The sequence below is a fragment of the Streptomyces sp. M41(2017) genome (genome assembly GCF_002078175.1).
Classification (GTDB): Bacteria; Actinomycetota; Actinomycetes; order Streptomycetales; family Streptomycetaceae; genus Streptomyces.
Genome location: NZ_MWFK01000001.1, coordinates 3,794,057 through 3,815,986, shown reverse-complemented (window position 1 = coordinate 3,815,986; position 21,930 = coordinate 3,794,057). Strand labels below are relative to the sequence as shown.

18 protein-coding genes are annotated in these 21,930 nt (G+C 72.0%); 5 read left to right on the top strand and 13 right to left on the bottom strand.

Features of this window, described 5'->3' with window-relative positions; genetic code table 11:
* Positions 1 to 304: 304 nt before the first annotated feature.
* From smc to B0675_RS16880, 3 genes are all read right to left on the bottom strand, one after another.
* On the bottom strand, positions 305 to 3,880 hold the full coding sequence (gene smc, locus B0675_RS16890) for a chromosome segregation protein SMC (protein ID WP_081219645.1): 3,576 nt from the start codon (positions 3,878 to 3,880) through the stop codon (positions 305 to 307).
* 222 nt (positions 3,881 to 4,102) lie between these two features.
* Positions 4,103 to 4,306, bottom strand: a complete 204-nt coding sequence (locus B0675_RS16885; protein ID WP_028802434.1) for a hypothetical protein — start codon at positions 4,304 to 4,306, stop codon at positions 4,103 to 4,105.
* Between the two features lie 380 nt (positions 4,307 to 4,686).
* Positions 4,687 to 4,968 (bottom strand): acylphosphatase, encoded by a 282-nt coding sequence (locus B0675_RS16880; protein ID WP_081219644.1) that lies wholly within the window; start codon positions 4,966 to 4,968, stop codon positions 4,687 to 4,689.
* A 154-nt stretch (positions 4,969 to 5,122) separates the two neighbouring features.
* Here B0675_RS16880 and B0675_RS16875 point away from each other — a divergent pair, with 154 nt between their 5' ends.
* On the top strand, positions 5,123 to 6,085 hold the full coding sequence (locus tag B0675_RS16875) for a CAP domain-containing protein (RefSeq protein ID WP_081219643.1): 963 nt from the start codon (positions 5,123 to 5,125) through the stop codon (positions 6,083 to 6,085).
* 98 nt (positions 6,086 to 6,183) lie between these two features.
* Here the strand turns inward: B0675_RS16875 and B0675_RS16870 are convergent, their stop codons facing one another.
* Positions 6,184 to 6,780: a flavodoxin family protein gene (locus tag B0675_RS16870; protein ID WP_081219642.1), complete on the bottom strand. Its 597-nt coding sequence runs from the start codon at positions 6,778 to 6,780 to the stop codon at positions 6,184 to 6,186.
* Between the two features lie 129 nt (positions 6,781 to 6,909).
* On the opposite strand from B0675_RS16870, the gene B0675_RS16865 reads away from it, so the two are divergent.
* A complete protein-coding gene (locus B0675_RS16865; RefSeq protein WP_081219641.1) occupies positions 6,910 to 7,344 on the top strand; it encodes a helix-turn-helix domain-containing protein in 435 nt (144 codons plus the stop codon).
* A 28-nt stretch (positions 7,345 to 7,372) separates the two neighbouring features.
* Here B0675_RS16865 and mutM read toward each other — a convergent pair whose 3' ends face one another.
* From mutM to recG, 8 genes are all read right to left on the bottom strand, one after another.
* On the bottom strand, positions 7,373 to 8,239 hold the full coding sequence (gene mutM, locus B0675_RS16860) for a bifunctional DNA-formamidopyrimidine glycosylase/DNA-(apurinic or apyrimidinic site) lyase (RefSeq protein ID WP_081219640.1): 867 nt from the start codon (positions 8,237 to 8,239) through the stop codon (positions 7,373 to 7,375).
* 175 nt (positions 8,240 to 8,414) lie between these two features.
* Positions 8,415 to 9,272 carry a ribonuclease III gene (gene rnc, locus B0675_RS16855; protein WP_081219639.1) on the bottom strand — a complete coding sequence of 286 codons (858 nt, stop codon included), beginning with the start codon at positions 9,270 to 9,272 and terminating at the stop codon, positions 8,415 to 8,417.
* A 19-nt stretch (positions 9,273 to 9,291) separates the two neighbouring features.
* The gene (gene rpmF / locus B0675_RS16850) at positions 9,292 to 9,465 is read right to left on the bottom strand and encodes a 50S ribosomal protein L32 (protein ID WP_006139588.1); all 174 of its coding nucleotides are present in this window, start codon (positions 9,463 to 9,465) and stop codon (positions 9,292 to 9,294) included.
* A gap of 2 nt (positions 9,466 to 9,467) precedes the next feature.
* Positions 9,468 to 10,112 (bottom strand): DUF177 domain-containing protein, encoded by a 645-nt coding sequence (locus B0675_RS16845; protein ID WP_081219638.1) that lies wholly within the window; start codon positions 10,110 to 10,112, stop codon positions 9,468 to 9,470.
* A 176-nt stretch (positions 10,113 to 10,288) separates the two neighbouring features.
* On the bottom strand, positions 10,289 to 11,377 hold the full coding sequence (locus B0675_RS16840) for an ATP synthase F0 subunit B (protein WP_081219637.1): 1,089 nt from the start codon (positions 11,375 to 11,377) through the stop codon (positions 10,289 to 10,291).
* 99 nt (positions 11,378 to 11,476) lie between these two features.
* The gene (gene coaD / locus B0675_RS16835) at positions 11,477 to 11,956 is read right to left on the bottom strand and encodes a pantetheine-phosphate adenylyltransferase (RefSeq protein WP_277625251.1); all 480 of its coding nucleotides are present in this window, start codon (positions 11,954 to 11,956) and stop codon (positions 11,477 to 11,479) included.
* Between the two features lie 26 nt (positions 11,957 to 11,982).
* Complete coding sequence (gene rsmD, locus B0675_RS16830) at positions 11,983 to 12,609, bottom strand: 16S rRNA (guanine(966)-N(2))-methyltransferase RsmD (RefSeq protein WP_277625250.1); 627 nt, start codon at positions 12,607 to 12,609, stop codon at positions 11,983 to 11,985.
* A 29-nt stretch (positions 12,610 to 12,638) separates the two neighbouring features.
* Entirely contained in the window at positions 12,639 to 14,855 is a 2,217-nt protein-coding gene (recG, locus tag B0675_RS16825) for an ATP-dependent DNA helicase RecG (RefSeq protein ID WP_081219634.1), read from the bottom strand.
* Positions 14,856 to 15,017: 162 nt separating this feature from the next.
* Here recG and B0675_RS16820 point away from each other — a divergent pair, with 162 nt between their 5' ends.
* Both B0675_RS16820 and B0675_RS16815 read left to right on the top strand, forming a co-directional pair.
* A complete protein-coding gene (locus B0675_RS16820) occupies positions 15,018 to 16,856 on the top strand; it encodes an HSP90 family protein (RefSeq protein ID WP_081219633.1) in 1,839 nt (612 codons plus the stop codon).
* Positions 16,853 to 19,894: a hypothetical protein gene (locus tag B0675_RS16815; protein ID WP_081219632.1), complete on the top strand. Its 3,042-nt coding sequence runs from the start codon at positions 16,853 to 16,855 to the stop codon at positions 19,892 to 19,894. Before B0675_RS16820 ends, B0675_RS16815 begins: the two co-directional genes overlap by 4 nt.
* 74 nt (positions 19,895 to 19,968) lie before the next feature.
* On the opposite strand, the gene B0675_RS16810 is transcribed toward B0675_RS16815, so the two are convergent.
* Positions 19,969 to 20,904, bottom strand: coding sequence for a LysR family transcriptional regulator (locus B0675_RS16810; RefSeq protein ID WP_081219631.1), 936 nt, complete (start codon positions 20,902 to 20,904; stop codon positions 19,969 to 19,971).
* Between the two features lie 86 nt (positions 20,905 to 20,990).
* Here B0675_RS16810 and B0675_RS16805 point away from each other — a divergent pair, with 86 nt between their 5' ends.
* Entirely contained in the window at positions 20,991 to 21,920 is a 930-nt protein-coding gene (locus tag B0675_RS16805; protein WP_081219630.1) for a DMT family transporter, read from the top strand.
* The last annotated feature ends 10 nt before the right edge of the window (positions 21,921 to 21,930 follow it).

The window sequence follows — 21,930 nt, the reverse complement described above, 5'->3', positions numbered from 1 at the left end:
TGAATTTGCGCGCTCAAACGGGTGTCGCTGCGTTCAAGAGTTGAACAGTTGACCCTCGTACGGCTCAACACAAGGCCTTCTGCCCCCGAAGCGTCGGCAGTAACTCCGTGGGTGGTACACGGATGTGACACTCGGAACACACGCGCCGGCGAGCGGTGCGGGCACGGGCGCGCGGCCCGCCCACGGGTGCCCCCGGGACAGGTGATGGCCGCACGGCGAAAGCCGGTCCCGGTACGCCGACCGGGTGGACGGACGTCCTCCGGGCCCCGGCGACGGGGATTCGGGCACCGCGCGGGACGGGGCGTCAGCGCAGCCGCTGGCTGATGACCTTCGAGACGCCGTCGCCCTGCATGGAGACGCCGTACAGCGCGTCGGCGACCTCCATCGTGCGCTTCTGGTGCGTGATCACGATCAGCTGCGAGGCCTCCTGCAGCTCCTGCATGATCCGGATCAGCCGCTGGAGGTTGGTGTCGTCGAGCGCCGCCTCGACCTCGTCCATCACGTAGAACGGGCTGGGGCGCGCCTTGAAGATCGACACGAGCAGCGCCACGGCGGTCAGCGACCGTTCGCCGCCGGAGAGCAGGCTGAGCCGCTTGACCTTCTTGCCCGGCGGGCGGGCCTCGACGTCGACGCCCGTGGTGAGCATGTTGTCGGGGTCGGTCAGGATGAGCCGGCCGTCACCGCCGGGGAACAGCCGGCTGAAGACCCCCTCGAACTCCCGAGCGGTGTCGCGATACGCCTCGGTGAACACCTGCTCGACCCGCTCGTCGACCTCCTTGATCACCTGGAGGAGGTCGGCCCGCGTCTTCTTGAGGTCTTCCAGCTGCTCACTGAGGAACTTGTGGCGCTCCTCCAGCGCGGCGAACTCCTCCAGGGCGAGCGGGTTGACCTTGCCCAGCTGCTGGTACGCCCGCTCGGCCGACTTGAGCCGCTTCTCCTGCTCGGCACGGTGGAACCGCCGGGGCTGGTTGCGGGGGTGCTCCGGGTCCTCGGGCAGCTCCTCGCCCTCGGCCGGCAGGGACGGCGGTACGGGCTGGTCGGGGCCGTAGTCCGCGACGAGTCCCGCCGGCTCGACACCGAGCTCGTCCAGCGCCTTGGCCTCCAGCTGCTCCACGCGCATCCGCTTCTCGGCGCCCAGCACCTCCCCGCGGTGGACCGAGTCGGTGAGCTTGTCCAGCTCCGCCTTGAGGTCGCGGCCCTGGCTCCGCGCGGCGCCGAGCTCCTGCTCGCGGTGGGCCTTGGCGGTGTCGGCGACGGTGCGCTCCTCGTCGGCGCGGCCGAGCGAGACCTCGACGTGGGCGAGCAGCTGCCGCGCTCCCGAGGCCACGGCCTGCGCGACGGCCGCCTCGTGGCGCAGCCGCGCCCGGCGCTGCTCGGCACGCGCGCGTGCCTCGCGTTCGGCGCGGGCGGCCCGGTCGAGCGAGTCGGCCCGTCCGGCGAGGCCCTTGACCCGCTCCTCGTGGGTCCGCACCTGAAGCCTGGCTTCCATCTCGGTCTGCCGGGCGTTGGCGCCGTCCGCGGCGAGCCGGTCGCGTGCCGAGGTGTCGGGCTCCTCCTCGACGGGCATCTCCTCGGCCACGACGAGCCGTTCGGCCAGTTCCTCCGCCTCCTCCAGGGCCCGGTCGAGGGCGTCCTGCGCGCGGGCGGCGGCCGCGGTGCTCCGCTCGGCCTCGCCCGCGGCGCCGCGCGCCTGCCCGGCCAGCCGGCCGAGCTGCTGCGCGACCGCCGACTTCTCCCGCTCGGCGGCCCGCCGCCGCTCCCCCACCTCTTCGACGAGGGCCGCCCGTTCGGTGCGCAGCTCGGTGGCGAGGTACTGCGCCTCGGTCAGTTCCTCGCAGCGCACGGCCAGCTCCTCCAGCTCGGCCGCCGCCTCGTCCACGGAGGCCTGCACCTCGAGAAGGCTGGGCGCGCCGGCGGATCCGCCGTGCGCGAAGTGCGCCCCGAGCAGGTCGCCCTCGGCGGTCACGGCGGTGAGTCCGGGCCGCGCGTAGACCAGGTCCTCGGCGTCCTCCAGGGTCCCGACGACGACGATCCCGTGCAGCAGCCGCCGCACGGCGGGCATCAGCTCGGCGGGTCCTCGCACGAGGTCGGTCGCCCACCGGCTTCCTTCGCCCGGGCTCTGCTCCTGTCCCCCGCCCCCGTGCGGCCCGTTGTCCTCGGGTGCTCCGGCGAGCAGGAGGGAGGCCCGGCCCGCGTCCTGTTTGCGCAGCAGGCGGATGGCCTCGGCGGCCGAGGCGGGCGTGCTGACGGCGATGGCGTCGGCGGCCGCGCCGAACGCGGCGGCGAGCGCGACCTCGAAACCGGGGGTGACCGACAGCAGTTCGGCGGCGGGGCCCAGCAGCCCGGTCAGCCGGTCGCGGGCGCCGAGCAGCGCTCCCGTGCCGTCCTTACGCCGGAGCCCGAGGGCGAGTGCCTCGCGGCGGGCCTGGGTCGCGGCCCGTCGGCGTTCCGCCGCGGTGACCGCCTCGCGGGCGGCACCCAGGCCGGCCTCGGCGTCGGACAGCGCCCGTTTCGCCGCCTCGTGCCGGTCGGTGAGGTCGGCGTCGTCCGCGTCGAGGCCCTCGACCTCGGCCTTCAGCTGCTCGTACTCCTCCTGGGCGGCGAACGCGCGCTCCTGGGCCTCGTCGCGTGCGGCGGCGAGCCGGTCGATCTCGGCCTGGGCGGACGCGGCCCGTGAACGGGCTGCGTTGACCTGACCGTTGAGCCGGGCGAGGCCCTCCCTGCGGTCGGCGATGGCCCGGGCCACGTCCTTGAGGCGGCGCTCCTCGACGGTCAGTTCCCGTTCCAGCTCCGCGCGGTGGGCGACCGTGTCCTCCAGAGCCCGTTCCGCCGCCTCCAGGGCGGCTTCGAGCTCGGCCTCCTGTTCACGGATCCGGGCGGCCTCGCGCTCCATGTCCTCGGGGTCGCGTCCACGCCGTTCCTCGGCCGGCACGGACGTGGCGCTCTTCACGCGCGCGTCGGCCAGCGAGATCGTCCCGCGGACCCGCTCGGCGAGCTGGGAGAGTTCGTACCAGCTCTGCTGGGCGCGCTGGAGGCGTGGGGTCAGCTGCCGGACCTCGTCCTCCAGGAGGGCCTCGCGCTGGAGCGCCTTCTTCAGCTCGGCCTCGGCGGACTCCTTGCGTTCCTTGAGAGCGGCCTCGTCGGCGATCTCGGACTGGAGCGCCCCGCGCAGCCGGACGAGGTCGTCGGCGAGCAGCCGCAGCCGGGCGTCGCGCAGGTCGGCCTGGATGACGGCGGCGCGACGGGCCACGGCGGCCTGTCGGCCGAGCGGCTTGAGCTGGCGGCGCAGCTCGTCCGTGAGGTCCTGGACACGGGCCATGTTCGCCTTCATCGCGTCCAGTTTCCGCAGCGCCTTCTCCTTGCGCTTGCGGTGCTTGAGGACGCCGGCCGCCTCCTCGATGAAGGCCCGGCGGCCCATCGGGTCCGCGTGCAGGACCGAGTCGAGCTGGCCCTGGCCGACGATGACGTGCATCTCGCGGCCGATGCCGGAGTCGGACAGCAGTTCCTGGATGTCCAGCAGCCGGCAGGTGTCGCCGTTGATCTGGTACTCGCTGCCGCCGTTGCGGAACATGATCCGCGTGATGGTGACCTCGGCGTACTCGATGGGCAGGGCGCCGTCGGAGTTGTCGATGGTGAGGGAGACCTCGGCCCGGCCGAGCGGCGGACGCCCGGTAGTGCCGGCGAAGATGACGTCCTCCATCTTGCCGCCGCGCAGCGACTTGGCACCCTGCTCGCCCATGACCCAGCTGAGCGCGTCCACGACGTTGGACTTGCCCGAGCCGTTGGGGCCCACGACGCAGGTGATGCCCGGCTCGAACCGCAGCGTGGTCGCCGAGGCGAACGATTTGAACCCGCGGAGGGTCAGGGCCTTGAGGTGCACGCCGCCGGACTCTACCTTTCGGCCCCGGTCTCACTCCATGAACGCGCGGTTTCACCCGTGAATGCGCAGGGCACACCACACGTTGAAGAGAGGGGACGGGGGTCCACGGGGCGCGGGGGAAAGAAAGAAGGGACGCCGAAGAGGCGTCCCTTGCAAATCTGACAACTCAGCGGTTGATTCGGGCTGCCCGACCACTGCTGTCGTCGTGGTGCGGTGCAGCGATCAGGTGAGCGCAGGCTCCGCCTGGGGTACGTCGATGCTCTCGAGAAGCGAGTCGTGAGAAGCGGCAGCCGCGAGCGCGTCGTTCTCGGCCTGAATCCGTACGAGCTCGGATTCGAGGTCCTGTACGCGCTGCTGGAGCCGTCGCATCTCGGCAATGAGTCGCGGGTCGGAACCGCCGACGTAACCGAGAAGCGCCTTTGCCATGATGGATGGTCCTCCACACTGAGTGACCGACCGGGAAGCGGTGTGGGTCGTGAGGGAATCGCACCCGCGTGCTTGACACTGCTGATGTCCTGCTGCCGTTCCACATGCCAAACAGCTAAGGTGCGCGGGGCTTTCAGAGTCTCACCAAAAAGTTTGACGGTCAACACGATCACGCCCCGTATCGGGGGCAACCCGCTGTCGCGCGGCTCTGGACCGGCGGCGCTGCGACTCCTGCGGGACCCTCAGGGCGTGGAGATCATCGTTACCCCGCGAGCCTGCCACTTCGCGGCCTTCTTGGCAACCACCAGGCCGTTTCCGCTTCAGGCAGGTGCCCGGGGCATGTACGGAGTGCTTCCAGGAGGCACTCACGGGTCACATCGTCAGCGGATCGCGAACCCGTCGTAGATCCCCCGGGGCGTGTCCCAGATCTCAGTGACGCCGTCCACCCGGCCGGGCGTGTCGTCGCCCTGGAGCCAGTCGAGCAGTCCTTGACAGCCGGCGCGAGGGCCCTCCGCGACGACCTGGACGCGTCCGTCGTCCAAATTGAGAGCAAAACCACTCAGCCCGCCGATCTCCAGGGCCCGGGCACGCGTGAACCAGCGGAAACCCACACCTTGGACGCGCCCGCGTACCCAGACGACCAGCCGTACAACCTCGTTCATGGGTGCACGCTAACCGGACAATGTCTCTCGGAGCACTTCCTCCCCTTGCGCCATGGGGTACCGTCCCCACCCAATGAGTCTCATAGGAAACTCACTCTTTCGGGTGAGGTTCATTTGAGGATCGCCTGACGCAAGATCGAGGAAGGCCCAAGAGATGGGACGCCACCGACGCCACGACGCCGGCCGCGCCGCCACAGGCCGCGCCACCGACCCGCACTGGGCCGACACGCAGAACTACGGTCCGGAGAACCTGTACGGCTACGCGGCCGTCGCCGATCTCCCGTCCACGTCGTCCGCCCGCTCGCACCGCAAGAAGAAGGGTGCGACTCCGGTACGCACCGGTCTGCTCGGTGTCTCGGCGGCTGTGGCCCTGGGTACCGCGGCTGTCGCGGCGGGCGTGATGCCCGGCGCCGACAACTACGCGCTCGGTGGCGGCGGCGGCAACTCCGACAAGGTGCAGGCCGTCGGCTCGCCCTCCGGTCTGGAGACCCAGCAGGGCGGCACCTCGGGCAGTGCGGAGGCCCACGACGACGACACGGCGACGAGCCGTGACGCCGATCGCGCGGCCACCCCCTCGGCGGCCCCTTCCTCGTCGTCGCCGTCGGCCGCTCCGACGAAGACGCCCTCGAAGAAGCCGAGCGCCGAGCCGACCGAGGAGTCGAAGGCCCCCGAGGCCCCGAAGCCCTCGAAGACCGCGACGAAGGCACCGGTGGCCAAGGCCCCGGTGACCGTCTCCGCGGAGGCGGCGGCCGAGGCCGAGGTGCTCAAGCTCGTCAACGACGAGCGCTCCAAGGTGGGCTGCAGCCCGGTGTCCGCGAACAGCGCGCTGTCGGACCTGGCGCAGTCGTTCAGCGAGGACATGGCGGCACGCGCCTTCTTCGACCACACCGACCCGAGCGGCCTCAGCCCCTGGGACCGTGCGGCGAAGGCCGGCATCACCGGCCTCGGCGGCGAGAACATAGCCCGCGGCCAGACCACGGCCGAAGCGGTCATGGAAGCCTGGATGAACAGCCCCGGCCACCGCGCGAACATACTGAACTGCGACTTCAAGACCCTCGGCGTCGGAGCGCACTTCGGCTCGGGCGGCCCGTGGTGGACGCAGGACTTCGGCTACTGAGCCGACCCCGCACGACCGACCCCGCCCACTCCCGCCCCGCCCGCTCACCGTCACGCGGCTGAGCCCCGTCGGGAACGGTCCGCCGCGCGCCGCCCCGGCTACGCGACCGGCACCGCCGCCGCGCGGCCCAGGGTGAAGACGCGGGCCGTCTCGGTGATGCGGCGGCCCAGGTGTTCGGCGGTGGCGATGTCGGAGGGGTGGACCGCGTCGGGGCCCTCGTCGACGTTGGTGGCCGCGGCGGCGCCCGCGAAGACGCCGAGGCGGTTGAGGTCGTGCTCGGAGCCGGCGCTGTTGTTCCAGCCCGGGTGCAGACCGAGGTTGACCCAGTTCATGCCGTGCTGGGCGGCGAGGATCTGGAAGAACTGCAGGGTGTGCAGTTTGTCGCCGCTCTTCGAGCCGGAGTTGGTGAATCCGGCGGCCAGCTTGTCCTTCCAGTCCTGTCCGAACCACCGCTTCGAGGACGCCTCCGCGAAGACGTGGAAGGCACCCGACGCGGTGCCCATGTACGTCGGCGACCCGAAGACCACGGCGTCCGAGGCGTCGAGCTGCTCCCACTGCGCGTCGGTGATCTCGTCGACCTGGATGAGGTGGACCTCGGCACCGGCTTCGAGAGCACCCGTGCGCACGGCCTCCGCGAGGACCGCGGTGTGGCCGTAGCCGGAGTGGTAGGCGATGGAGACAACAGGGGTCGTCACAGCAGGACTCCTCAAAGGACGAGAACGGCGGCAGCGTAGGGGCTGCTCACCGGCGATACCGAAAGGAAAGCACTAACTAGAAGTTAGTGCAACCTTCCGGGAAGCGCTGTGTCTGCGTATGCTGCTCGTATGGAATCCGTCGCCCCCGTGTCCGAGCATCCCGATCGCGACGAGGGCTCCGCCTGCCCCGACGGCGCGGACCTCGCGTACAACGTGTTCGCGCGCAGTTGCCCGTCCCGGGGCACGCTGGAGCACGTCACCGGCCGCTGGGGCTCGCTCACGCTGGGCGCCCTGCACGACGGCACGTTCCGCTTCAACGAACTGCGGCGCCGGATCGACGGCGTCAGCGAGAAGATGCTCTCCCAGACCCTGCACGCGCTGGAACGCGACGGGCTGGTGCACCGGGACGCGCAGCCCACGAACCCGCCCCGCGTCGACTACAGCCTCACGCCGCTCGGCCGCCAGGTCGCCGAGCGCCTGATCGGCCTCATCACCTTCGTGGAGGGCAGCATGGACGAGGTCCTGGAGTCCCGCGGCCGCTACGACGCGACGCGCGGGGCATGACCGCCGCCGAGTCCGGCGAGCGCGGCGACTAGAGGTCGGCGCCCGGCCGCGGTGCGCGCTGGCAGCGTGGGCAGAAATAGCTCGAGCGGTTCATCCAGGCCCGCCGCCGCATCGGCGTCCCGCAGCGACGGCACGGCTCGCCCTCGCGCCCGTACGCGTCGAGCGAGCGGTCGAAGTAGCCCGACTCACCGTTCACGTTGACGTAGAGGCTGTCGAAGCTGGTGCCGCCGGCGGCGAGGGCGTCGTTCATGACGTCGCGGATGTGGCCGAGGAGTTCGGCGGTGCGCGGCCGGGTCATGGTCCCCGTCGGACGCTCGTAGTGCAGCTTGGAACGCCAGAGGGCCTCGTCCGCGTAGATGTTGCCGACGCCGCTGATCAGCGACTGGTCGAGCAGGGCGCGCTTGATCGTCGTGCGGCGGGCCCGCAGGGCGACGTGGAACGCGGCGTCGTCGAACAGCGGGTCCAGCGGATCGCGGGCGATGTGCGCGATGACGTCGGGCAGTCCGTCGGCGGTGTTCTCGTGCAGCGAGAGGCCCCCGAAGGTCCGCTGGTCGACGAAGCGCAGCTCGGTGCCGAGGGCGTCGTCGAAGCGGAAGCGGATCCGCAGGTGCTTCTCCTCCACGGCCTCCTGCGGCTGCACGAGGAGCTGACCGCTCATCCCGAGATGCGCGAGCACGGAGAACGGGGAGTCGTCGAGCGGCAGCCACAGGTACTTGCCGCGCCGCTTCGCCTCACCGATCCGCTGCCCCTCCAGCGACGTGGCGAAGCCGTCCGGCCCCGCCAAGTGCCGCCGTACGGCCCGCGGATGACGCACCTCGACGGACTTGACGACCCGCCCGGACACCCAGCGCTCCAAGCCCCGGCGCACGACTTCGACCTCGGGCAACTCGGGCACGGGACTCCTCCGGAGGGCGGACTGGGGGTGATGCCGGAAGCGTACATCGCACGCGGCGGGCACTGCCGACGAGGCGTTGAGCCCGCTCCCCCGGGCCCTGCGACACGCACGGGACCCCGCCGCGGCGCTGGTGCGCTGCGACGGGGTCCGGTGGTGCGGTGCTGCTTGTGAAGGATCAGGCCGTGGCCGTGTCGGTGGTCGGCGTCGAGGGGGTGTCGGCGGTCCCCTCGGCTTCCTTGGCCGCCAGCTGAGCGGCATGAGCCGCCTGCTCCGCGGCCTGGGCCGACTTCGCGCGTTCGTCCGCGGCGGAACGGATCGCACGCCACGCGGACTCCGCGGCCTGCTGCTCCGCCTCCTTCTTGCTGCGGCCGGTGCCGGTGCCGTACGAGACGCCTCCGACGCGGGCGGCAGCAGTAAAGGTCTTCTCGTGGTCGGGACCGGTCTCCGAGACCAGGTACTCGGGAACACCGAGCCCCTCGGTCGCGGTGAGCTCCTGGAGACTGGTCTTCCAGTCCAGGCCGGCACCGAGGTTCGAGGACTTCTCGATCAGCGGATCGAAGAGCCGGTGGACGAGTTCGCCCGCCGCTTCCAGACCCTGGTCGAGATAGACAGCGCCGATCACCGCTTCAAGGGTGTCGGCGAGGATGGACGCCTTGTCCCGGCCTCCCGTGCCTTCCTCACCCCGGCCGAGCCGGATGAAGAGGCCGAGTTCGAGGCCGCGGCCCACTTCCGCCAGCGCACGAGAGTTGACCACCGCGGCCCGCAACTTGGCCAGTTGGCCCTCGGGCAGGTCGGGGTGGGTGCGGTACAGCGTGTCCGTGACCACGAGCCCCAGCACGGAGTCCCCGAGGAACTCCAGGCGCTCGTTGGTCGGCAGACCGCCGTTCTCGTACGCGTAGGAACGGTGGGTCAGCGCACGCACCAGAAGGGCGGACTCGAGCTTGTAGCCGAGCCGCCCTTCCAGAAGCGTGTGGGACGAGGCTGTGTTGTCCGCCTTTTTCTTGGCGTTTGAATCCGCCTTGGCGTCAGACATCAGACCTCTCACCAGCCGCTCAGACCTCGAGGACCTGGCGCTTGTTATAGGTGCCGCAAGCCGGGCACGCGATGTGCTGCAGCTTGGGCTCGTGGCAGCGCTCGCACGCAACCAGGGTGGGGACCGCAGCCTTCCACTGCGACCGGCGGTGGCGCGTGTTGCTGCGCGACATCTTCCGCTTCGGAACAGCCACGGCTACTTCTCCTGCTTCTCGTCGACGCCAGGTTCGGCGCCGCTCAACTCGTCCTTCTCGCCATCTTCGAGTGAACCGGCGAGTCCCTGCAGTGCCGCCCAACGGATGTCGACGGCGTCATGGTGGTGTTCCGGGTCGTCCGCGAGCCGGGCTCCACATTCGGAGCACAGGCCCGGGCAGTCGTCCTGGCACACCGGCTGCATCGGCAGTGCGAGCACCACCGCATCACGCAGCACGGGTTCGAGGTCGAACAGTCCGTCCTCGAGGAAGAGCGTGTCCTCGTCGTCCTCGGCGTCGTCGGCCGGCTCCGCCTTGGGGCGGCCCCGGTCATCGGCGTCAGGGTACGAGAACATCTCCTGGAAGTCCGCTGTGAGCACCTGCTCGAGCGGCTCCAGACACCTTACGCACTCCCCCTTGGCCGATGCACGGGCGGTGCCTGTGACAAGCACCCCTTCCATGACCGACTCCAGGCGGAGGTCGAGCTCCACCGAGGCGCCTTCCGGCACTCCGATGACACCCTGGATCCCCAGATCCACGGGAGCGTCGATCGTGCGGTTCAGGCGCTGCAGCGCGCCAGGACGCCGCCCCAGCTCGTGTGTGTCGAACACAAGAGGGTTGCGGTGGTCGAGGCGGGCGTTCAGAGCCATTCCTGCTTTCGATCTTTCGAACTCATGGGGACGCCGCCCCTGGTGTTCCGTGGGCAGCGTTGATCGCGGACGTACACGCGACCGAAGAGCCAGGATACTGGACCTTTCGCTCACGGCCCAATCCGGTCCGGGCGCCCCGCTCCGCACCCCGGCGCGCGCCCCCGGCGGCCCGGCCGTCAGTGGCCGCCGCGCCCCTGTTCGTAGGCCCTCAGCTGCTCGGCGCTGATCATGCCGGTGTCGAAGAGACTGGTCTCGTCGAGCGCCTGCGCCTGCTGTTCCTGAACCTGCCCCTGCTGCTGGACGTACGCCTGCTGCTGGTTCTGGTCGTAGGCGGCCTGCTGGTCGTACCCCTGCTGCGGGTAGGCGGCGTACGGGTCGGCCTGCTGGTAGCCGTACGGGTCCTGCTGCTGGGCGTACTGCTGCTGATAGCCGTAGGGGTCCTGCTGCTGGTGCTGGTAGGCGTACGCCTCCTGCTGCTGGCCGTACGTCGGCTGCTGGGCGGGCACCTCGGGACTCTGAGCGGGCTGCTCCGGGGCCTCGGCCAGCTCGGCGAGGCCGGCCAGGTAGTCGGAGTCGCTGGTGTGCAGGCCCGGCGTCCCGTCCTCGCCGAAGGGGGTCAGGTCGCCGAGGTCGTCGCTGGCGATCCGGCCGTGCAGCTTCTGCCGGCCGCGGCCGACGGCCTCCAGCGTCTTGGCGAGGACGGCCTCGAAGGCGCCGAGCTTGATGTCGACGTATTCGTCGGCGTTGCGCCGCAGGGTCTCCGGGTCGTGGCTGCGCTCGGGGGCGTCCTCGTCCTCGTAGCCCTGCTCGTCGACGCCCGGGCCGGTACCGAGGAGCTTCTCCCGGCCGCGGCCGACCGAGCCGAGGGTCTTGGTGAGGACGACCTCGAAGTTGGCGAGCTTGGAGTCGACGTAGTCGTCGGCCTCGGCGCGGATCTCCTCGGCCTCCTGACGGGACTCGGCGAGGATCCGGTCCGCCTCGTTCTGCGAGCGGCGGGCGACCTCGGTGTCGGAGATCAGGGAGCCGCGCTCGGCGTGCGCGGTCTCGATGATCCGCTCGGCCTCCTGACGGGCCTGCTCCACCATCTGCTCGCGGCCGCCGATCAGCTCCTGCGCCTGGGCGAGGGAGCCGGGCAGCGCCTGGCGCACCTCTTCGAGCATCGAGAGCAGGTCGGCGCGGTTGACCACGCACGAGGCCGACATGGGCATCGACCGGGCGCTGCCGACCGCAGCCACGATCTCATCGAGCTTCTTCTGCACGTCCACCGTGTGCTCGCCACTCTCTACAGCTGTGATGGAGACGGACGGGTCGACTGTACGACCACTGCCGCCCCGCCCGACACCGGGTGACGCACTGTCAGGCGCTCAGTGCTTGCCCAGCCGCTCCGTGAGCTGCTCCAGAACGAGCGGCGGCACCAGGTGGCTGATGTCGCCGCCCCACTGCGCGACCTCCTTGACCAGGGAGGAGGACAGGAAGCTGTAGGTGGGGCTGGTGGGGATGAAGAGGGTCTCGACTCCCGAGAGGCCGTTGTTCATCTGGGCCATCTGGAGTTCGTAGTCGAAGTCGCTGACCGCGCGCAGGCCCTTCACGATGGCCGGGATGTCGCGCTGCTTGCAGTAGTCGACGAGGAGGCCGTGGTAGGCCTCGACCTGGACGTTGCCGAACTCGGCCGTGACCTCGCGGATCAGCTCGATCCGCTCGTCGACCGTGAACAGGCCCTTCTTCGACTGGTTGATCATCACCACGACATGTACGACGTCGTACAGCGGGGAGGCGCGGGCGATGATGTCGAGGTGTCCGTTGGTGATGGGGTCGAATGACCCCGGACAGACGGCGCGGCGCAACAGTGGTCCCTCGCTCTCCGGTCCGGTCATCGTGCGTCTTCGCACGTAGAGGCGGCGCGACCGTACCAAAACGTGCCCTCGCCGTATCGACGGGCCCTGACGGCTTCGAAACCGTCCGGCCACCCGAATTCGCCGCCTCTGGTGCTGCGCTCCACGGTGACGAGCGCATCCCCGGTGAGCCAGCCCCCTGTCCGGAGTGTGAGCAGGATCTCGCGAAGATCGTCGTCCGAGACGGCGTACGGGGGGTCGAGGAAGACCAGGTCGTACGGGTCGGCGGGCGGCGCCGTGCGGATGATCTGTTCCGCTTTGCCCGCTCTGACCTCGGCGCCCGGCAGGCCCAGGGTCGACACGTTCTCGCGGATGGTCCGGGCCGCGCGGGCGTCCGCCTCGACGAGGAGGGTGTGCGCTGCGCCGCGACTGAGCGCCTCCAGGCCGACGGCGCCCGATCCCGCGTACAGGTCGAGGACGCGCTCGCCGTCCAGTGGGCCGCCGAGCAGGGACTGCCAGGTGGAGAAGAGGCCCTCGCGCGCCCGGTCGGAGGTGGGGCGGGTGCCGGTGCCCGGCGGGACGGCCAGACGGCGTCCGCCGGCCCGGCCGGCGATCACGCGGGTCATGAGGGTCCTTTGCGCTGGGGGTGTGTCGGTCGCTCCCAGTCTCTCAGCCGACGGCCGGTCACCGCGGCTCAGCCCTTGTCCAGGTACTGCTCGCGCTCCTCGTCGAGCAGGGCGTCCAGGGCGGTGCGCAGCCCGGGCAGGCCGGTCAGCTCGGGATCCGCGGCGACGACCGCGGTGGCCTCCTCGCGGGCCTCCGCGATGATCTCCTCGTCCTCGATGACGGCGAGCATGCGCAGGGAGGAGCGGACGCCGGACTGGGCCTGGCCGAGGACGTCGCCCTCGCGGCGCTGTTCCAGGTCGATGCGGGAGAGCTCGAAGCCGTCCAGCGTGGAGGCCACCGCGTTCAGCCGCTGGCGGGCCGGGCTCGCCTCGGGCATCTCGGAGACCAGCAGGCACAGCCCGGCCGCCGAGCCGCGGCCGACGCGGCCCCGCAGCTGGTGGAGCTGGGAGACGCCGAAGCGGTCGGCGTCCATGATCACCATGGCGGTGGCGTTCGGAACGTTCACCCCGACCTCGATGACCGTCGTCGCGACCAGGACGTCCGTCTCGCCGGCGGCGAAGCGGCGCATCACGGCGTCCTTGTCGTCGGGGTGCATCCTGCCGTGCAGGACCTCGATCCGGAGCCCCTGGAGGGGGCCCTTGGCGAGCTGGGCGGCGACGTCCAGGACGGCCAGCGGTGGACGCTTCTCGGCGTCGTCCTCGGGCGAGGCCTTCTTCCTGCCCTTCTTCGGGTCGTCTTCCTCGTCGCCGATGCGGGGGCAGACGACGTAGGCCTGGTGCCCGTTCTCCACTTCCTCGCGCACGCGCTCCCACGCGCGGGCGAGGAAGTGCGGCTTGTCGGCGGCGGGGACGACATGGCTGGCGATCGGGGAACGGCCGGCGGGCAGCTGGTCGAGGACGGAGGTCTCCAGGTCGCCGAAGACCGTCATCGCGACCGTGCGCGGGATGGGGGTGGCGGTCATGACCAGCAGGTGCGGGGGCTGCTTGCCCTTGCCGCGCAGGGCGTCGCGCTGCTCGACGCCGAAGCGGTGCTGTTCGTCGACCACGACCAGGCCGAGGTCGTGGAACTGGACCTTGTCCTCGATCAGCGCGTGCGTGCCGATGACGAGTCCCGCCTCGCCGGTGACCAGGTCCAGCAGCGCCTGCCGACGGGCCGCCGTCCCCATGGAGCCGGTGAGCAGCACGACCTTCGTCGAGTGCTCGGCCCCGCCCAGCATGCCGCCCTCGGCCAGCTCCCCCATCATCTCGGTGATCGACCGGTGGTGCTGCTGCGCCAGCACCTCGGTGGGCGCGAGCATCGCGGCCTGCCCCCCGGCGTCGACGACGGCGAGCATGGCGCGCAGGGCCACCATCGTCTTCCCGCTTCCGACCTCTCCCTGGAGCAGCCGGTGCATCGGGTGTTCGGTGGCGAGGCCGTCGAAGATCTCCTTGGAGACCTTCTGCTGGCCCTCGGTGAGCGTGAAGGGGAGCTTGGCGTCGAAGGCGGTGAGCAGGCCGTCCGGGGCGGGGACGCGGGCCACGGCCGGGAGTTGGGCGTCGGCGTGCCGGCGGCGGGCGAGGGCGACCTGGAGGACGAAGGCCTCGTCCCACTTGAGGCGGGCGCGGGCGTCCTCGACGTCGGCCTTGGTGTGCGGGCGGTGGATCTTGAGGAGGGCCTCGGGGAGGGTCACCAGGCCGCGGCCGTCCCGCAGGGAGTCCGGGAGGGGGTCGACGGCCTCCTGGGCGCTCGGGAGGACGGTCTGCACGGACTTGGCGATCTTCCAGGACTCCAGCTTGGCGGTCGCCGGGTAGATCGGGATGAGGGCGCCGGCCCAGCTGTCGACGCTCTCCACGGCCTCGTCGCCGTCCCCGGTCAGCAGTTCGTACGCCGGGTGGGCGAGCTGGAGGCGGCGGTTGAAGACGGAGACCTTGCCGGAGAACATCGCGCGGGTGCCGGGCAGCAGCTCCTTGTGGGGCTTGTGCACGCCGTGTCCGAAGAAGACCAGCTGGAGGCGGCCGCTGCCGTCCGTGATGGTGACCTCCAGGCGCTGGCCCTTGCCGCGGGGCGCCTTGGAGGAGGCGAAGGTGTGCAGGCGCGCGTCGGCGACCTGGGCGACCACGGTCACGTGCTCGTCCAACGGCAGGTCGGCGAGGTGGGTGAGCTGCCCCCGCTCCTCGTATCTGCGCGGGTAGTGGTGCAGCAGATCGCCGACGGTGTGCAGGCCGAGGTGCTCGGCCATCACCTTCGCGGTGGCGGCACCGAGCGCCTTCTTCAGTGGTTCATCGAGCACGGGCACGAGATCCATTGCACACCACCCCACTGACATTGCCGTATACGTCCTGGAAATCCGCTGGTCAGACGGCTGGTTCCGCGCCTAGGATGACGCGCTCCGGCCCTTTCGCGGTCACCGTCCTTCGGGACCGCCCGACCCCGCGCCGTCGCACGTCCCCCCACCGGCGCAGCGACGATGGACTCCCAGACTTCACAGCCTTCTCCGGCCTCCCCGTCTCCTCACACGTTCCAGGTGGACCTGCGCGGTCTGGTCGACCTGCTCTCCCATCACCTGTACTCCAGCCCCAAGGTCTATCTGCGCGAACTGCTGCAGAACGCCGTCGACGCGATCACCGCGCGGCGCGCCGAGCAGCCGGACGCGCCCGCGACGGTGCGGTTGCACGCCGAGGGCGGCACGCTGCGCGTGGAGGACTCGGGCGTCGGGCTCACGGAGTCCGACGTGCACAGTCTGCTCGCGACGATCGGCCGCAGCTCCAAGCGCGACGACGGCCTGGAGTCGGCCCGTTCGGACTTCCTCGGCCAGTTCGGGATCGGGCTGCTGGCCTGCTTCGTCGTGGCCGAGCGCATCCGGGTGGTCAGCCGCAGCGCGCGGACGCCCGACGCGGCGCCGGTCGAGTGGACGGCGGCCGACGACGGTTCGTACACCGTGCGCACCCTGCCGCACTCGGCCCGCCCCGAACCGGGCACCACCGTGCACCTGGTGGCGCGCGCGGGGGCCGGCGAGTGGCTGAGCGCCGAGCGGGTCAGGTCGCTGGCACGGGACTTCGGGGCGCTGCTGCCGTACGACGTGCGCGTGGGCGACGAGCCGGTCGCGGACCTTCCGGCGCCCTGGGACCGCTCCTATCCGAGCCCGGCCACGCGGCGGGTGGCGCTGGCCCGGCACTGTCACGACCTGTTCGGGTTCACTCCGCTGGACTCGATCGACCTGGACGTGCCGCTCGCCGGGATCCGGGGTGTGGCCTATGTGCTGCCGTCCGCGGTCAGCCCGGCCCAGCGGGCGAGTCACCGGGTGCACCTGAAGGGCATGCTGCTCACCGAGCGGGCCGAACAACTGCTGCCCGACTGGGCGTTCTTCGTGCGCTGCGTCCTCGACACCGACAGTCTGCGGCCCACCGCGTCGCGCGAGTCGCTGTACGAGGACGAGACGCTCGCGGCCGTGCGGGAGGCGTTGGGCGAGCGCATCCGGTCCTGGCTGACGGGGCTCGCGGCGGGCGATCCGGAGCGGCTGGCCGCGTTCCTCTCGGTGCATCACCTGGGGGTGAAGTCGCTGGCGCGGCACGATCCGGAGATGCTGCGCACGATGCTGCCGTGGCTGCCCTTCGAGACGACCGACGGACGGCTGTCGCTGGAGGAGTTCGCGCAGCGGCACCCGGTGGTGCACTTCACGCGGACGGTGGAGGAGTACCGGCAGGTCGCGCCGATCGCCTCCGCGCAGGGCGTCGGGGTCGTCAACGGCGGCTACACGTACGACAGCGAGCTGGTCGAGGCGCTGCCGTCGGTGCGTCCGGGCACGGTCGTCTCGGAGCTGGACGCGGACACCGTGACGGCGCACCTGGACGGGGTGGACCCGGCCGAGGAGCTGGCGCTCTCGCCGTTCCTGGCGGCGGCGCGGGCCCGGCTCGACCCGCTGGGCTGCGACGTCGTCCTGCGGGCCTTCCATCCGCTGTCGGTGCCCGCGCTGCACCTGGACGACCGTGCGGCCCGGCACGAGCAGGCCCGCGCGGACGCCGAGGAGCAGGCCGACGACCTGTGGGCGGGCATCCTGGGCTCGCTGCGCGGCAGCGCCCCGCGCGCGCGGCTGGTCCTCAACCACCTCAACCCGCTGATCCGGCGCATCAGTTCGCTCGACGACCCGGACCTGATCGGCACGGCCACGGAGTCGCTCTACGGGCAGGCCCTGCTGATGGCGCAGCGCCCGTTGCGGCCGGCGGACTCCGCGCTCCTGAACCGTGCGTTCATCGGCCTCCTGGAGTGGGCCACGCACACCGACCCCGGAAAGGACGACCGGCGATGAACCCGGCCATGGACTTCGACACGCTGCGCCGGGCGATGGCGGACAACTACGGGCAGCCGGAGGGGCCCGCACGCAACGCGCGCGCGGAGCACCTGCTCGTGGAGGCCGAGAAGCTGGGCATCCCGCTCGCGGTGATCGAGGCGCTCGGACACCAGCTGAAGGTCTACAACTACAGCTCGGAGAAGGGCAAGATGTTCGTGCCCTTCGCGCGCCTGCTGCGCATGTGGGACGAGCGTCCCGAGGACTTCGACGAGTACGAGATCCACTCCCTGCACTGGGTCTTCAAGTGGATGTCGGCGGGCATGCTCGACCAGCCGCACGTCCCGCTCGCCTCCATAGAGAAGTGGCTCGGCGAGATGGAGCACCGCTACCGGCTCGCCGGCCATTCCGAACGGGCGGTGCGCAGTGCCGAGTTCAGTGTCGCCGCGCACCTGGGCGACCTGGCGCGGGCCGAGCGGGCGTACGGCGCCTGGCTCGCCGCGGACCGCGACACCATGGCCGACTGCCACGCGTGCGAGCTGCACGGGCAGGGGTGGTGGCAGTCGGTGCGGGGCTCCGACGGGGAGGCGCTGGAGTTGTGGGCGCCGGTGCTGGCAGGCGAATACAGCTGTGCCCACGAGCCGCACACGGTGCTCGCGTCGTCGTTGTTGCCGCTGCTGCGTCTCGGGCGGGTCGAGGAGGCGCGCGCCCACCATCTGCGGGGCTTCCGGCTGGTGCGGGCCATGGAGAGCATGCGGTCCGCGTACGCGGACCATGTGGAGTTCTGTGCCGTCACCGGCAACGAGGCGCGCGCTCTGGAGCTCCTCGCGGAGCGTCCTGCCTACTTCACGGACTCCGGGGACCCGCGCAGCAAGCTGGAGTTCATGGCGGTGGTGGCGCTCCTGATGGACCGCCTGACCACTCTGGGGCTCGGGGAGCAGACGGTTCCCGGGCCCGTCGGGCGGGTGTGGACGGCGGCGGAACTCGCCGTGCACGCGCGCGGGGAGGCGCTCGCGCTGGCCGGGCGTTTCGACGCGCGCAACGGCACGTCGTACGTGAGCGAGCGGGCCCGGGCGCGGATGGACCGGCCGGCGCTCGTCGACCGGCTGCCGCTGGGCGTTCGGTCCGTGCGCTCCGCCCGCGCCGGTCAGCCGGCGCCGATCGTGGCCCCCGCTCCCCCGCAGGCCCCCCAGGGGGTGGCGCGGGAGGTGAGCGCGGCGGCCGGCCTGGACGAGCTGCTCGCGGAGGCCCGGGGGCTGACCGCGCGCCGCAGTCCCGACGCCGTGGAGGCGTGGTCGGCGGTCTCGCGCGCCGCCGAGGGGCACGAGCTGGACGTCCACGACCGTGCGGCGATCGCCGATCACGCGGCGATGGGCCGGGGCCCGCAGGGCATCGGCCTGTTCCTGGAGGCGGCCGAACTGTACGCGGAGGCGGGTGACCCGGGCGAGGCGCTGGCGGCGCGTTCCCGTGCCGCGTACGTCCGGGCGCTGACCGGGGGTACCGAGGAGTCCCTGGCCACCGGCGCCGAGCTGCGCGAGCAGGTCCTGGCGCTCTTCGCGGAGGGCGGCACCGGGGTGGCGCAGACGGCGTCGGTGCTGGTGGGCCGGGCGCGGACGTTGATGCACCGGGTGGAGGAGGCGGAGTCGGCGCAGGAGAGCGCCCCGCCGGGCGATCCGGGTGCGCGGGACGACGTCCTGGCCGTCGCGGAGGCCGCCGCACGCGAGCTGCTGGCACTGGTGGAGCCGCACGGCGCCGACGACGCGGCCGTGGCCTCGCGCGGCGCGGAGGCCCACGCGATGCTCGGGGAGCTGGCGGCACGCGCCGGGGACGGGGAGGCGGCCGTCGCGTCGCTCACGCGGGCCGTCGACGGATTCGTGGCGGCGGGGCTGCCGTGGTTCGCGGTCGAGTACGACTCCCGGCTCGCCGGGATCGCCCTGCACCTGGGCGATCCCGAGCTGGCGGAGCGGTCCACGCGCGCGGCCCTGGAGCACGGCGGGTCCCACCTGGAGCCGGCCGGGCAGGCCCAGCTGCAGCTGCGGCTCGCGGAGATCCTGGCGGCGCGGGGGCAGGCGGGCCCCGCCGCGGAGCACGCCCTGGAGGCGGCGCACTGGGCCGACGAGGCGGGCGAGGCCGGCACGCTCGGCGCCTGGGCGCGTCACCAGCTCGGCGGGTTCCTGCTCCGTCAGGGGCGGTGGGCGGAGGCGGCCGAGATCCTGGAGTCGGCGCTGCCCGATCTGACCGGCGAGATGCACGGTGACGGCGCGATCGTGCAGACGCGCTGGTGGCTCGGCGACTGTCTGACCGAGCTGGGCGAGCACCGCGGGGCGGCCGAGCACTGGCTGCGGGCCGCGGACATCGCCCGGCACTGGCCCGAGCAGCGGGACCACGCGATGCTCGCGCATCTCGCCGCCGAAGCCCTCGGGCACGCCGGGCTGACCGCCGAGGCGGACCGGGCCTACGCCCGGGCCGGCGACCTGTGGCGCGAGCTGGGCAACGCGGACGGACTGGTCCGGTCGCTCCGGGCGCGCGCGTGGGCCGCGGCGCGGACGGACGAGAACCTCGACGGGGCACGGGCGTTGATGGAGGCGGCGCTGCGGGAGTGCGCGTCGGCGGTGGAGGACCCGGCACGGGCCGTCGGCCCGTCGGAGACCGCGCCCGGTGCCGGAGCGGACGACGAGGCGGTGGAGACCGAGGAGGCGCGGCGTCGGATGGTCGCCGAACTCGGCCACACGCACCGGCAGTTCGGGGACCTGGTCGCCCGTTCGGTACCGGACGACGCAGAAGAGGCCTCCGCGCGGGGCGCGTTCGAGGAGTCCCTCGGCCATCTCGACCGCGCCATCGCCGTGTTCACCTCCCTCGGGGACGACGTGCTCGACGCCCGTACCGGCGCCGAACTCGCCGCCGGCCGGCTGGAGGCGGACCTGGGCCGGCCCGAGGCGGCGGCCCGCGCCCGTGCGGTGCTCGACGCCTGCCCCCGCCTGGACGGGGACATCGCCGAGGCCCGCCGCGCGGAGGCACAACGGCTGCGGGGACTCGTGGAGAGGCCGCAGAAGGCCTGAGCCGGCCGCGCGGCGGCGTGCCGGTCCTCCGTTCCGGCTCCGGCCCACCTCGTCCGGTACCGGAGCCGGAACCTTCAGGGGCGCCCGCCCACGGGCCGCGTCGCCTGCCCGGTGTCCCCCTCGCGGATCGTCTCCGCCGCCTCGCGGAGTTCGGCGAGGACCGTGCGGACCGCCTTGCGCGCGGCACGCTCGGGGCGGTGCAGGACGTCGATGCGGCGCACGGCGTGGACGCCGGCGAGGGGGCGCAGGACCAGGGCGGGATGCGGGCGGGTGGTCCAGCGGGGCATCAGGGCGATCCCGCCGCCCGCGGCGACCGTCTCCGCGACGACCGCGAACTCGTTGATGCGGTGCACGATGTCGAGCCGCCGGTTCGCGGCGGTCGCGATGGCCTCGACGGTGGCCATCAGCGGGAAACCGTCGTGCACGGTGATCCAGGGGCGGTCCGCGACGTCCTCCGGGGTGAGGTGCTCCCGGCGGGCCAGGGGGTCGTCGGCCGGGAGGGCGACGTCGAGCGGTTCGCGCAGCAGGGTCGTCGCGGTGACCGTGCTCGGCCAGGGCGGCGCCTGGCCGAGGTGGTGGGCGAGGACCAGGTCGTAGTCGCGCGCGAGCCGGGGGAACTGGTCCTGGGCGACGTCCTCGTCGGCGAGCGAGAGGCGTGGGGTCCCCGGTGTACGGCCGCGCAGCAGGATCGGGAAGAAGGTGGAGGCGGCACTGTGGAAGGCCGCCAGCGACACCTGCCCGGCCGGTTCGTCGACGAAGTCGTCGACGGTGTGCCGGGCCCGGGCGAGAGCGGTCTCGACCTCGATCGCCGCACCGGCCAGCGCGCGTCCCGCGTCCGTGAGCACCAGCCGCCGTCCGTCCCGTTCGGTGAGCGGGACCGGCATCGCGCGCTGCAGCAGGCGCAGGTGCTGGGAGATGGCGGAGGGGGTCATCAGCAGCGCCTCGGCGACGGCGGTGACACTGCCGAGCTCCCCGAGTTCCCGCAGGATCCGCAGTTGCCTCTCGTTCATCCGGGCATCGTAGGTGTAGTGATGCTTCAAGGTCCTTGAAGAAGGTGACTCTGTGCTTCAGCGTCATGGTGCGGGAGCGTGGGGGCGTGTCCCGAGTCCGCAGCACCGACGCGGTGCTCCTCCTTGTCGCCGCCGTCTGGGGTTTCAGCTATCTGGCCGCGAAGACCGCCACGTCGGCGCTCCCCGTCCTGCTCGTCCTGTTCGCGCGGTACGGCATCTCGGCCGCCGCCTGTCTCCTCGTCGTCGCCCTCGGGAGGGGCGCGGGCCGCTGCACACGGGACGAGCTGCGGCTCGGGTCGGTGCTGGGGGTCACGCAGGCCGCGATCCTCGTCCTGGAGACGTACGGAGTCGCCCACACCAGCGCGGCGAACGCGGGCCTGATCATCAGCCTCACCGTGGTGCTCACGCCCCTCCTCGACCGTTCGGCGGGTGCGGCGGGGCTCCCCCCTCGTTACTTCGCGGCGACCGGCCTGTGCCTCCTGGCCGTCGGGCTCCTGGTGTCGGGCAACGGCTTCCACGAGCCGCGCTCCGGCGACCTGTTGATCCTCGCGGCCGCGCTGGTCCGTGCCGCTCACGTGGCCCTCGTCGGGCGCCTCACCGCCCGCCGGCGGGTAAGGCCCTTGCAGATCACGGCCGTTCAGACGGTCGTCGGCACCGCTCTGTTCCTGGTGCCGGTGGCGGGCAGCCTGCCGAGACTCGGCGAGGTCGGTGCCGCCGGCTGGGGGCAGCTGCTCTATCTCGCCCTGTTCTGCAGTGTGTTCGCGTTCCTCGCCCAGACCTGGGCGGTGCAGCGCAGCTCCGCGAGCCGCGCCAGCCTGCTGCTGGGCACGGAGCCGGTGTGGGCCGTGGCCGTCGGCATCGGGCTGGGCGGCGAACACCTCACCGTGCTCACCGCTCTCGGTGCCGTGCTGATGGTCGCCGGAACCTACTGGGGGCAGGCCGTCGAACGCGCCTTCAGAGCCTCGACGCCCTCGGAGGTCCCCAGCCCGAGGGCGACGGAACCGACCGTCGCGTGACCGGCCCGGC

Excerpts from the sequence above, each read along its gene's own strand:
- B0675_RS16845 (WP_081219638.1), bottom strand. The coding sequence starts at position 10,112 with ATGGCTCTGAACGCCCGCCTCGACCACCGCAACCCTCTTGTGTTCGAC.
- B0675_RS16880 (WP_081219644.1), bottom strand. The coding sequence starts at position 4,968 with ATGAACGAGGTTGTACGGCTGGTCGTCTGGGTACGCGGGCGCGTCCAA.
- B0675_RS16865 (WP_081219641.1), top strand. The coding sequence starts at position 6,910 with ATGGAATCCGTCGCCCCCGTGTCCGAGCATCCCGATCGCGACGAGGGC.
- rnc (WP_081219639.1), bottom strand. The coding sequence starts at position 9,272 with ATGTCTGACGCCAAGGCGGATTCAAACGCCAAGAAAAAGGCGGACAAC.
- recG (WP_081219634.1), bottom strand. The coding sequence starts at position 14,855 with ATGGATCTCGTGCCCGTGCTCGATGAACCACTGAAGAAGGCGCTCGGT.
- B0675_RS16885 (WP_028802434.1), bottom strand. The coding sequence starts at position 4,306 with ATGGCAAAGGCGCTTCTCGGTTACGTCGGCGGTTCCGACCCGCGACTC.
- B0675_RS16815 (WP_081219632.1), top strand. The coding sequence starts at position 16,853 with ATGAACCCGGCCATGGACTTCGACACGCTGCGCCGGGCGATGGCGGAC.
- B0675_RS16875 (WP_081219643.1), top strand. The coding sequence starts at position 5,123 with ATGGGACGCCACCGACGCCACGACGCCGGCCGCGCCGCCACAGGCCGC.
- B0675_RS16820 (WP_081219633.1), top strand. The coding sequence starts at position 15,018 with ATGGACTCCCAGACTTCACAGCCTTCTCCGGCCTCCCCGTCTCCTCAC.
- B0675_RS16810 (WP_081219631.1), bottom strand. The coding sequence starts at position 20,904 with ATGAACGAGAGGCAACTGCGGATCCTGCGGGAACTCGGGGAGCTCGGC.